Origin of the sequence: Aliidiomarina minuta, assembly GCF_003987145.1 — a bacterium.
Lineage (GTDB): Bacteria > Pseudomonadota > Gammaproteobacteria > Enterobacterales > Alteromonadaceae > Aliidiomarina > Aliidiomarina minuta.
The window spans coordinates 1060475-1072239 of the sequence record NZ_PIPL01000001.1; the positions used below are offsets into that span (position 1 = coordinate 1060475).

Sequence of the window (11765 nt, forward strand, 5' to 3'; positions counted from 1 at the left end):
GATCAGTCGATGTGAAAGAGTTTGTCGAAACGGGCGATTTCCAGAATGTTACGGATTTCCGGGCGACAATTTACCAGGTATAGCGGACGTTCACCTGCCCCTAAGGATTTACGCATGTTGAGCAACATGCCCAAAGCACAACTATCAATATATTCCGTTTCCCGAAAATCCACCACTACGGCTATAGGTTCATCAGCAATATCCGCGTAAGACTGACGAAATTGTTGCACCAGGCCAAAATCAAACTTACCCTTTACGCGAATAATAAATTGCTTACCATCATTAGAATATTCAGTAAATAACGTCATTACCTATGATTGCCTCTCAATTTAATTACGTCTCAATTACCTGTTGTCCTGCACAAACAACTTCTGGTCGTGGTTCCTACTGATAAAGCTTGTCAAAGCTATCCTTATTTTTTACTCTTAGACTCACTTTTTCCGTTAGGAAGACCCTGCATGTCGGCAAATTTAAAAGCCAGCCAGTTATCCATTCTACTCATCGAACCTTCTGAGGTACAACGTAAAGTGATTAGCCGGCATCTCGCTGATGCGGGCGTAAGCCAGGTTGACACTGCTGCCAGCATTCAGGAGGGCAAGCAAAAACTGGCTTATCTGAATCCTGATTTAGTCGTCAGCGCCATGTACTTTGCTGACGGCGATGCTGACCAATTGCTGCACTTTATGCACGAGCAGCCTCAATTGCAAGCAACGCCTTTCATGCTGGTTTCCAGTGAGCATAAAAAAAGCCAGCTGGAGCAATTCAAACAGGCTGGTATCATTGCGATTCTGCCCAAACCTTTCACGATCGAACACTTACAACGCGCACTGAACGCCACCGTTGATCTAATGGAACCCACAGTACTGCAACTGAACAATTTCGATGCCGAAGATCTGCGTGTGCTACTTGTCGACGACAGCATGACCTCACGCCATTATCTGGCTCGCGTCTTACGTAGTCTGGGCGTAGAAAATATCAGTGAAGCCGAAAATGGAACTGATGCTATTCAGCACTTAGAAAGCCAGCAATTTGACCTCATTGTCACCGATTACCACATGCCGGTTATGAATGGGCAGGAGTTTGCAGAAACTGTGCGTATGCAGCCAGGTCAGGAACATGTACCTATCCTTATGGTATCAGCCCGTGCCGACGAACTGCAGTTGGAACAAATCGAGCAAAGCGGTGTAAACGCGCTGACCGACAAACCTTTTGAACCTGAAACCTTACGTAACCTACTGGCACGACTGCTTGACGATAGCATCTGATAAGCAATCTCCACGAAAAAAAAGCCCGTCAGTTAATAAACTGACGGGCTTTTTCAATTAACGCCGTTACTTAACGCTGCTTATATTTTTCATATAACTGACGCTGCCGATTACTTAAATCAACCAAACGACCGTCAATGAACATAAACTCAATAGACTGCCCTAAAGGATCCAGAATATCGCCAGCTGATACCACCAGGCTTGCCTGTTTGCCAACTTCCAGCGACCCCAGTTTATCTTCAGCGCCCATCATTCTGGCCGGAGCCATCGTAATAGCATACAGAGCCTGATCATAATCCAGACCAAAAGCTACCGCATGACCGGCGGCAAAAGCCAGGTTCCGGGTGTCCCAAAAACCTGGATAAGCAATCGCAAAGTCGACGCCAGCTTCAGCCAGTTTTTTCGGTGTAGTAAAGGCCGTATCGTAAGCGTCGTCAGTGCGTGCAGGTATACCGTAAGGGTCACCAAAAATAACTGACACCTCTTCTGCTGCCAGTTGCTCAGCGATCATCCAGGCATCCCGGGCGCCAACTAAAGTCAGTGGCATACCCTGTTCTTTCGCGAAGTCTATCGCCTGTGTCATCTGACGTCGATCATCAGCGTGAACAAAGAGTTTTTTGCTACCATCAAACAATCCAGCCATGCCTTCCCAACGTACATCCTGCTTTGGTTGCCGACCGGCTTCACGGGCATTGTAATAGGCACGAGCCGTAGTAAACGCCTCTTTCAGCTCTTCCAGTTGTTGCGCATTGGCACGACGCTGTTCTTCTGGTGAACGGCGTTCCCAGGGCGAAGTATTCAGACCTACACGAGGCCAGCTTACATGCATACCTACATCAGCCTGTTCCAGACCGTCACGATAGTTCCAGCTATCCAGTTTCATCAGGCTTGAATTACCACGCACCAGGTTACCCTGAGGCACTGCCTGAGCGTGGGTAATGCCGTTGTAGCGGATAGTCGGAATAATCTCGGAGTCTGCATTAAAAGCATGATGAGCGCTGACCTCCGGTGTCACACTACCTACTTCTGTAGTATCTACCGTTGCACGCACTGCTGACATCTCCACTAAACCTAAGGTGGTGTCCAAAGCGATTAGCCCCGGATACACCTGATGGCCTGAAATATCAATCACCCGAGCCCCTTCAGGGACCTCCAGGTTAGCGCCCATAGCTTCAATTTTGCCGTCTTTAAATAGCAGGTCAGTATCTTCCAGACGTCCCTGAGTCACCGTATTCAAAGTGCCGCCCTGCAACAATACGGCTTCAGCCTGCTCACTACCTGGAGTCAGGTTATGAGCGGCGGCGGGGGTTGCCAGCAACAAAGTTGCCAGAATAGGTAATGTTTTCATTAGTGATGTCCTCCATGCTGATGGTGAGACGCTGAAAAGACATCCAGCCAGACGTCATGATTACTGTCACAGTGCCAGCTTGGCTGCTCTGACTTATAGCCATTACTTGCGCCACGCTGCGCATCATCGCCCTCACTCAGTACTTTCTGGATCAAAGCCTGATGCTCGGTTTGCACCAACTGACGACGTTCCAGATCCTGTTCCCGGTCGAAATATTTACTGCCTTCTATCCAGGTCTGTTGCACCTGTGCATAAGCTGACAGAGGATGTGCATTCCAGAACACCAGATCTGCATGCTTACCCGTGGTAATACTGCCCACATACTCATCTATCTCAAGTTGCTGGGCCGGATACAGCGTAATCATTTTAAGCGCATCCTCTTCGCTCATACCGCAATAACGAACAGATTTAGCCGCTTCAATATTCATCCGTCGCTGCAGGTCATTACTGTCCGAATTAATACTGGTCAGTATGCCTTTATCCATCATCACACACATATTATGCGGAATGGCATCAAAGGCTTCGATCTTAAATGCCCACCAATCCGCAAAACTGGACGCGTTGGCACCATGAGCTGCCATTTCATCAGCGACTTTATACCCTTCAAGAATATGTGTGAACGTGTGGATATTAAAATCCAGGTCGTCAGCCACTTCCATCAATGCCAATACTTCCGACGCGATGTATGAATGCGCATGCACATGGCGCTCGCCATTCATAATCTCAAGCAGGGCTTCCAGGCGATAATCACGACGCGGCGCAGCTGTACGGCGACGCTCCGCACGACTCAGGTTATCGTAATCACGACGAGCCTGTTCATACTCTTTAGCACTGCGGAAGAAGTCATGAATCAGCGCGGTAACCCCCATACGGGTTTGCGGGTAACGATTATTATCGATTCCCCAGTTACTCTGTTTGACGTTTTCACCCAGCGCCATTTTAATAGTGGGCGGGGTTTCCGCAAACTTCAGTGCCTCTGCATTTTCGCCCCAGCGCAACTTGATGGCCTGGCCTCGTCCACCTACTGGATTAGCAGAACCATGCAGTAAGTGAGCAACGGTTGCGCCACCAGCCAGCGAGCGATAGATATGCACATCATCCGGATTCACTACATCGCCAATATGAGTTTCCGAGGTAATGGCTTCAGTACCTTCATTCACACCACGAGAAATCGCGATATGCGAGTGTTCATCAACAATGCCCGGCGTCACATGCATGCCTTCAGCATCAATTACCTGGTAACCACGTGGCGTAGACAGGCCTTCACCGATGCGATGAATAACACCGTTACGCACAATGATATCGGCATTTTCAAGCACACCCTGATCGTCAGCCGTCCATACCGTCGCATTCTGAATATGCAGGTTTTGCTGCTCTGGTGGCGCTTTCACACCCATACCTATGTTAGGAAAGGTCAATTCACCCGTATAAGCTACTGAACCGGCCTGGCGGCTTTCGCTCACCTGTTCTTCGGCCTCTTCACGCTGCGCTGTCACCGCCACTTCACGTCCCATGGGATCAGCTGCTGTACCACTGAACTGCTGTCGTGCGCTTTGCGAGAGTTTAAAACGGAAAATACCCGGTTGACCGAAAGCCGTCATATTAGCGATGAAACTAATGGAATGCTCATCACTACTCAGATGACGCAACTCGACTTCTTCATCATCACGACTTAGCGTACCGCGCAACTGGCCGGCGCGATCTATTTTAAGCTCGTAACTCTGGTTATCCAGCTGCAATGCATAAGTACCCTGAAATTCGGTGGGATGCATTGGTTTTAACGAGGTTTCCTGGCCTTGCAGCCATACCGAAACAATTTCACCATCGCTAAAAATGTCGCCCCGACTGACGACAATGTCAGCCTGGTAACCCGTCGCAATTTTACCCGCTTTATCTTCTACCCCAGCAATTCTCGCCGCTGTTGTCGTTAAAGCAGCCAATGCCCGTTCCGGTTCCAGTCCGTGATCAATGGCCTTGCGTATGTTTGACCAGAAATCGTCATTGCTCTCCATACCATTCAGAGTAAAGGCAAAGTCGATCCCAGCCTGAGCCAGCGCAGCAGGGTTGCCAGGGGCACGTTCCCAGTGACGAAGGTCGGCAATAGAAACATCCAGTTCGGCATGTTGTTCTGACACTTCAGGCGCTGCCGGGAAATTAAGAGGCAGAATCAAATCACCTCCGGCGGCTGCTATATCGCCTGCACGGGCATATTCGAAACCTGAACCTACATAAGTAACCGGAATTTCAAACTCACCAAAAACCTGAGCTATACGAGTAATATCAAGTTCATCCTGAGCCTGAAAAATCACTCCCTGCTGATCAAGATGAGTCAGTGCCTGCAAAGCAGCATTATATTCGATGGCTTCACCATGTAATGTCTGCAAACCCGAAGCATCTTTATACCAGGCTGCATCAGACAAAGTCTGGCGAATCAGCGCAATACTGCCCATCAATGAATTGGGATATTGCTGCATGGAGCTACCTTTATCAAAGGAAGCAAACTGGCGTGAGGTTTCACGATAAACCAGGTTATTTGGAATGCGGTCAGCTAAGGATACGGTGCTTGCCTGGCCCTGAAAAATACCATCCATACGCGCTGTCTGCACACTGGTAAAACCCTGTTCTACATAGTCCTTGGCTTTGTCCTGCTGATTAGCCAGATGTTCTACCCAACGCACCTGAGCGTGAATGGCATCATTGGAAGCATTGCCACCTTCGCGCTTATTGTTGTACTCAGGACGTTGACTACGATCCCAACGCTCACGTTCTTTTGGCCCTGGCACGCCATAATTCGAATAAGGGTCAATAAATCCGGGATAAAGCGTATAACCGGTAGCATCAATAACCCGTGCCCCTTCCGGAGCCCGGTTATTACGATTAACAGCGGTGATTTTACCGTTTTCCATAACCAGAGTTGCATTAGTTAACTGCTGGCCCGGTTCTGTAACTATGGTTGCATTTTGCAGTGCCACCAGACTGGGGCTGTTATCATGCAGCCCACGCACTGGAGTTGTCTGGTCCGCAGCTGCGGTTACCGACAAAGTCCCCAGCGCGGCGAGTGCCGTACTCGCTAAACGCCATCTCACCTTCATGTGATTTCCCCTTAATGATTATTATACTTGCGTTTGGAATTGTTAAAAAAACACTTATCGCATTTAAACGTGGTCGTAAAGTTTACACAAGTATTAACATGTTCACTCAAGCTGAGTCGCATGTTAAGTTCGATGAACTGATTTAATTTCTCAATCTTTGCTAAGCTGTTCAGTAGTATACAAACGACTACTACAATAAATGAGGAAAAAACAATGCCAAAAACAAGCAACAAGTACCTCAGTCTAGTCACTGCTGCCGTGCTATCTGTCGGCGCCGTCGCCAGCTCAACCTCTTTTGCAACAGCGTTTACCGATGGTGATAAAGCCGTTGAATACCGTCAGCAGGCACTACAGTTAATCCGCGAGAATTTTGCTTTTATGGCCAGCATGGTGCGCGGCGATCGTGATTATGATGGTGAACTATTTGAAGAGCGCGCCCAGGCTCTCTATCATTTAAGTTATGTGCCCTGGGACGGTTTTATCAATGCAGGTTACCAACACAGCGGAAATGGCGATGCCCTGCCAGCTGTGTGGGAAAACTGGGATGACTTCAAAGAACGCAGTGAACAACTGCAAGCAGACGCGAAAGCGCTTGCAGAAGCAGCAGCCAGCCATGATATGGGCGACATCCGGCCGTTATTCATGAGCGCAGCACGCAACTGCCAGCAATGCCATGAGAACTATCGGGCCGACTAAATGAATACTGTGGTTCGTCTATGGGATAGTTTTATCCGTGGCTTTCACTGGATTCTGGTGCTGGTCCTTGCCGGTTTATGGATGACCGGCGGGGATCTTGACTATCTTGACTGGCATGTACGGCTAGGCTTACTTATGCTCGCGCTACTGATTACCCGCATCATGTGGGGCATTTTAGGCAGTCAAAACGCCCGTTTTAGTCACTTTGTTCGCTCACCAATAGCAGCTTTTAAGCACCTCAGACAGGAAGTCAAAGGCCAGGCTAAAGAGCCTCTGGGGCACAACCCGGCCGGTGGTTATATGATCTTAGTGCTGCTGGCGTTGTTGCTTATTCAGGCATTAACTGGCTTATTTACTGACGATGATATTTTCTTTCGCGGCCCCTTAGCGCATTGGGTGGACAGTGATACCGCACGCAGTTTAACTCGCCTGCACCGCAATAATTTTGACTGGATACTAATTGCAAGTGGTATACATATCGTGGCTATATTCTGGTACCTGGCACGTAAGAAAGATCTGCTAACCCCCATGATTACAGGTAATAAAGAAGTTGAAACTAAAGAACAACAGCAAGTACCCACTATTCGCCATGGCGGCTGGGGCTTCGCTTTGCTGGCCTTCAATCTGATTTGGGTGTTCTGGTGGCTGGGTTAGCGCATGTACCTGCTACACGCTTTATGCTAGGCTGAATTTCTATTTGCAGTAAACAAGAGTAATATTCATATATGCATACCGTGCTTATTGCAGACGATGACAATATCAGTCTGGAAGTTTTAAAAGCCATGCTCAGTTCCTACCCTCTGACCATCATTACCGCAGAAGATGGTGAGCAGGCGATACAACTGGCCACCCAGGAAGACCCCGACCTTATTATCCTGGACTATGACATGCCGAACCTGACCGGAGCCGATGCCTGCCGTCAGTTACGTCAGCTTAGCCAATTTGAGGATTTGCCTATCATCGCGCTAACGGGTCACCAAAGCGTATCGGAACTAAATGCCTGCCGCACTGCCGGCATGGATGCTACCTTGCATAAACCGGTTTCACCGGACGCTTTGGACAGCCTGTTACGTGAACATCTGAGCCTTTAACTTAACGCTGCGCGCGGGCATCGTCCGCGCGTTGTAGTAGCCCCTTAGACTCCTGCAAAAAACTATCCGCGTAGTCACCAAACCAATCTGCGACCTGACTAAAGTCCTCGATAAAAGCATCCCGGCCTTCGGCTTCCAGGCGATCCAATAAAGTACCAAAACGCTCTAAGTAACGCCTAATAACTTTAAAGTTATTAGGGCTGGCTAAAATAATATCCGCATAAAGATGTGGTGACTGCGCAAACAAACGGCCTACCATCATCAGCTCAAGACGGTAAATAGGTGAGCTTAATTTTACCAATTGCTCCAGGCTGGCATCTTCCTGCATCAAATGCACACCATAAGCGAAAGTCGTAATGTGGCGCATGACCTGAATCAGGGTCATACTTTCATCATGCTCTTCCGCTAATAGCCATTCGATATGAGCGCCCCAGGTTTGCAGCTGTTGCAATAACCATGCTGCCTGCTCCTTTTGCCGCCCTGGGGTGGCCACAATAAGTTGCTTGGCAAAGCTTGGCACTCCGGGTCCAAACATCGGATGCAGGCCCAGCACAGGCCCATGGTGAGCATCCAGCATCGATTGCAGCGGCGCTGCTTTGATTGAGGTCAAATCAGCCAGAATGCAGTCATCCGGCAAGCGGGGTAAATCAGCTATAACTTCGGCGGTTTTTGCGATGGGCACACTAATCAGTACCAGTGATGCATTCGTCACTGCCGTTGCTAACTCTTGCTGGTTATCTTTATCAATAATAATGACCTGATAACCTGACAGCTCAAACCATTGCACAAAAAGTTGACCTAACTGACCACGGCCACCAACAACCACAATATCTCTATCCGCCGGGCCTGATTGTTTAAACCCACGAGCTTTCTGACTCAGATAAGATTCGCGCATAATGCGCCGCAACACGTCTTCGACCAGATCTGGAGCAACGTCCTGCTGTTCCGCCTGCTGGCGGCGCGCTGCAATTAAGTCACGCTCTCGACTTGGCACATAAAGTGGCTGCCCCAATTTACTTTTTATATCGCCAACCGTGGTCGTCAATTTCAGGCGCCGCGCCAGCAATGTCACCAAATCACTGTCTACAGCATCTATCTGGGCTCGCAGACTCGTCAGTTTCTCGTTATGGTCAGAAGCGCTCATCGCAATTTTAATCTCTTCTCTTATTTAATTACCTGAAATACCATGCTCTAACGCCTGCGTCAAAATCTGATACGCCTGTTGCAATGACTGCATAGCTTCTGCACTACCGCCTTTATCCGGATGTTTCACGTGTACCTGCTGACGAAACTGGCGCTTTAACTGACTCTGGGTCTCGGGCATGGTTTCCAGTTGCATAATCATCATAGCCTGGCTGCGTTCGTCTGCTGTCACTGCCTGCCCCGACATATCCAGTTCACGCCAGAACCCATTCAGCAAAGCATCTACTTTAGCGGTGGTGGTGCTTTCTAAGTGAGTCAGGTCCAGATAATAGTCTCGCAAAGGGTCCCGGTTGCTCAGAGTACGGCCCGTTTCTGCGCTGTTATTAGCCCCCTGCTTTTCGCAGGCTATCGCCAGCGGTTCTATGCGCAGCTCGCAAAGACCCTCTTCACGCCATTGATCACGCAATAAATAAAGACAATGAAAAACCAGGAAGTGGGTTTGAAAAAGGCTCAGGCTTCCGCGCAAAGCCCGCTCACTCAGTAATTCATAGGGCTCATTCTGTAGTATCCGTATCAGTTCAAACTCACTCATCGGCTCAACCTGCGCCAGCAGAATGTCACTGATAGCCTGTTTCATTCGTTGCATCAGCACACCATAACAAAAAGCTCCGCCGCAGCGGAGCTTTTTTTAAACACAAAAAAGCCCGCCGATAAGGGCGGGCTTAATACTGCCGGAAGCAACGCTTATTTTCTTGGCGTTAACTTCTCTTTGATACGTGCAGACTTACCTGAACGCTCACGCAGATAGTAAAGCTTAGCACGACGAACCGCACCACGACGCTTAACTAATAAGCTGTCAACCAATGGGCTGTGCGTCTGGAACGTACGCTCTACGCCTTCACCATTAGATACTTTACGAACCGTGAAAGCACTGTGCAGACCACGGTTACGCTTACGAATGACAACGCCTTCAAAGGCCTGCAAACGCTCGCGGGTTCCTTCTTTAACCTTAACATTCACCACAACGGTATCACCCGGAGCAAACTCCGGTAAATTTGTTTTCAGCTGCTCTTCTTCAAGCTGCTTGATAATATTTTGACTTACTTTTGCCATTTTAATCTCTCTTCCTAGGTTTCACTGTCCATTTCGCCATCATTTAACTGGTAGTTTGCTTTAAACTCATCCAGTAAACGTTGCTGCTCGTCAGTCAGAGCTAGGTCGGTTAAAAGTTCCGGTCGTCGCAACCAGGTTCTGCCTAGAGCCTGCTGCAAACGCCATTGTCGAATTTTATCGTGGTTGCCACTCAGTAACACTGAAGGCACCTTCTTACCATCAAGAGTTTCAGGACGCGTGTAATGTGGACAATCCAATAAACCCGCTACAAAAGAATCTTCTGCGGCCGAATCCTGATGTCCGAGAACGCCTGGCACCTGTCGGGCCAATGCGTCTATCATCACCATCGCTGGTAACTCACCGCCACTTAATACAAAGTCGCCAATTGACCATTCTTCATCAATGTCCGCCTCAATGACGCGTTCATCAATGCCTTCATAACGCCCGGCTACTAATACCAGTGATGAAAACTGGCTCAGATACTGAACGCCTTGCTGGTCAAGCTTCTTACCTTGCGGTGACAGATAAATTACCCTGGGATTATCCCCCACTCCCTCTTTTGCTGCCGCGATAGCCGCGCGCAATGGCTCTACCATCATCAGCATGCCCGGACCACCGCCATAAGGCCGGTCATCAACCGTTCGGTGCTTATCATGCGTGAAATCACGAGGATTCCAGGTATGAAGCTGCAACAATTGTTGCTCCACCGCACGGCGGGTCACGCCGTATTCAGTAATTGCCTGAAACATGTCAGGGAATAAACTTACCACCCCAACCTGTAATGCCTGCGCCATTTAAAAGTCCGCAGGCCAGTCAACGGTGATACGTTTGTTGTCTCTATCCACGTTCACAATATATTGCGACTGAATAAAAGGAATCAAACGCTCACGCTTACCAAAGGCGTCGTTGCTATTGGCTGTCACCACCAGTACATCGTTGGAAACAGTCGGCAACATCTGGCTTACTTTACCCATGTCGTAATTTTCTGTGTTTACCACATTCAATCCAACCAGGTCACGCCAGTAAAACTCATCATCCGGTAATTGCGGCAATTTCTCCGCCGCAACCGCAATATCCTTCCCGACTAACTGCTGAGCAGCGTCGCGATCGTCAATTTGCGCGAATTTAGCAATCAGACCTTTATTATGCCAGCGCCATTGCGCGACTTCGGTCTCCTGCCACTGACCATTACGGCCAGTTAACCACGGGCGGTATTCGAAAATACCTTCGTCCTGGTCTGTAAAACTAATGATCTTGACCCACCCTTTAATGCCATATACAGCGCCAATAGAGCCTAAAATGACAGGTGCGTTATCGCTCATAGCTACTCCAGAACTTAAAGCTAAGGTAAATTACGCAGCAGTTTTCTGTGCGTCTTTTACTAATTTATTCACACGCTCTGACAATTGAGCGCCCTGGCCAAGCCAGTGCTCAACACGTCCTAAATCAACGCGTAACTTTTCTTCCTGACCACGTGCTACCGGGTTGAAAAAACCGACATTCTCGATAAAACGACCATCACGGGCGTTGCGGCTGTCGGTTACAACCATTTGGTAGAATGGACGCTTTTTAGCGCCACCACGTTGTAAACGAATGGTTACCATACCGTCCTCTACATATTAATGAATGTTTCTAAGGTTAAAAAAAGCCTCCCGACTAAAGTCAGGAAGCGCGCCAATTGTACGGATTTTCCCGCCAAATGCAACTAAAACCCCGTTCTAATTCAGATGCCGGGCGGGTTTATGGTCCGGCTTCCGGTGCCAATAGGTTTGGCCTTGCCAGGACGCCGTGAACCCTTCCATGGGGGCTTAACTCGCGCATCCATGCGCTCGACACCTGGCAACACCAATACCTTCAGTCACCTCACGCCTTGCGCCAACCACCTCAACACATGATGCTTAAAACACCTGCACACGTCATTTAGCTATCACAGCAGGCGCGGCCTGCCCTACCAAAATCAGGCAAATGTAACCGTAGGGCAGGTTCCACCTGCCGTGGTAACAACCCGCGTGCACCA

Annotated in this window: 13 protein-coding genes; 4 read left to right on the forward strand and 9 right to left on the reverse strand. The window is 48.9% G+C overall.

All coding sequences use genetic code 11. The features are described from left to right. Positions 1-2 precede the first annotated feature (2 nt). Positions 3-308: an STAS domain-containing protein gene (locus tag CWE09_RS05080; protein WP_126802919.1), complete on the reverse strand. Its 306-nt coding sequence runs from the start codon at positions 306-308 to the stop codon at positions 3-5. A 150-nt stretch (positions 309-458) separates the two neighbouring features. On the opposite strand from CWE09_RS05080, the gene CWE09_RS05085 reads away from it, so the two are divergent. Continuing rightward, positions 459-1265, forward strand: coding sequence for a response regulator (locus CWE09_RS05085; protein ID WP_126802920.1), 807 nt, complete (start codon positions 459-461; stop codon positions 1263-1265). 70 nt (positions 1266-1335) lie between these two features. On the opposite strand, the gene CWE09_RS05090 is transcribed toward CWE09_RS05085, so the two are convergent. After that, positions 1336-2613 (reverse strand): amidohydrolase family protein, encoded by a 1278-nt coding sequence (locus CWE09_RS05090; RefSeq protein ID WP_126802921.1) that lies wholly within the window; start codon positions 2611-2613, stop codon positions 1336-1338. After that, positions 2613-5705, reverse strand: coding sequence for an amidohydrolase family protein (locus CWE09_RS05095; RefSeq protein ID WP_126802922.1), 3093 nt, complete (start codon positions 5703-5705; stop codon positions 2613-2615). The genes CWE09_RS05090 and CWE09_RS05095 overlap by 1 nt, the downstream gene beginning before the upstream one ends. Before the next feature lie 213 nt (positions 5706-5918). Between CWE09_RS05095 and CWE09_RS05100 the strand changes: the two genes are divergently transcribed. The 3 genes from CWE09_RS05100 to CWE09_RS05110 all read left to right on the forward strand — a co-directional run bounded on the left by CWE09_RS05100 (position 5919) and on the right by CWE09_RS05110 (position 7492). Continuing rightward, a complete protein-coding gene (locus CWE09_RS05100; RefSeq protein ID WP_126802923.1) occupies positions 5919-6401 on the forward strand; it encodes a c-type cytochrome in 483 nt (160 codons plus the stop codon). Next, positions 6402-7055 (forward strand): cytochrome b/b6 domain-containing protein, encoded by a 654-nt coding sequence (locus CWE09_RS05105; protein WP_126802924.1) that lies wholly within the window; start codon positions 6402-6404, stop codon positions 7053-7055. Between the two features lie 71 nt (positions 7056-7126). Beyond that, positions 7127-7492, forward strand: a complete 366-nt coding sequence (locus CWE09_RS05110) for a response regulator (protein WP_126802925.1) — start codon at positions 7127-7129, stop codon at positions 7490-7492. A gap of 1 nt (position 7493) precedes the next feature. On the opposite strand, the gene tyrA is transcribed toward CWE09_RS05110, so the two are convergent. The 6 genes from tyrA to rpsP all read right to left on the reverse strand — a co-directional run bounded on the left by tyrA (position 7494) and on the right by rpsP (position 11352). After that, complete coding sequence (tyrA, locus tag CWE09_RS05115; RefSeq protein ID WP_126802926.1) at positions 7494-8636, reverse strand: bifunctional chorismate mutase/prephenate dehydrogenase; 1143 nt, start codon at positions 8634-8636, stop codon at positions 7494-7496. Between the two features lie 24 nt (positions 8637-8660). Further along, on the reverse strand, positions 8661-9281 hold the full coding sequence (locus CWE09_RS05120) for a DNA-J related domain-containing protein (protein ID WP_126802927.1): 621 nt from the start codon (positions 9279-9281) through the stop codon (positions 8661-8663). Positions 9282-9379: 98 nt separating this feature from the next. Continuing rightward, positions 9380-9748 (reverse strand): 50S ribosomal protein L19, encoded by a 369-nt coding sequence (rplS, locus tag CWE09_RS05125; RefSeq protein ID WP_126802928.1) that lies wholly within the window; start codon positions 9746-9748, stop codon positions 9380-9382. A gap of 14 nt (positions 9749-9762) precedes the next feature. After that, complete coding sequence (trmD, locus tag CWE09_RS05130) at positions 9763-10542, reverse strand: tRNA (guanosine(37)-N1)-methyltransferase TrmD (protein ID WP_126802929.1); 780 nt, start codon at positions 10540-10542, stop codon at positions 9763-9765. Further along, positions 10543-11070 carry a ribosome maturation factor RimM gene (gene rimM / locus CWE09_RS05135; protein ID WP_126802930.1) on the reverse strand — a complete coding sequence of 176 codons (528 nt, stop codon included), beginning with the start codon at positions 11068-11070 and terminating at the stop codon, positions 10543-10545. Positions 11071-11100: 30 nt separating this feature from the next. Continuing rightward, positions 11101-11352: a 30S ribosomal protein S16 gene (gene rpsP / locus CWE09_RS05140; RefSeq protein WP_126802931.1), complete on the reverse strand. Its 252-nt coding sequence runs from the start codon at positions 11350-11352 to the stop codon at positions 11101-11103. Between the last annotated feature and the right edge of the window lie 413 nt (positions 11353-11765).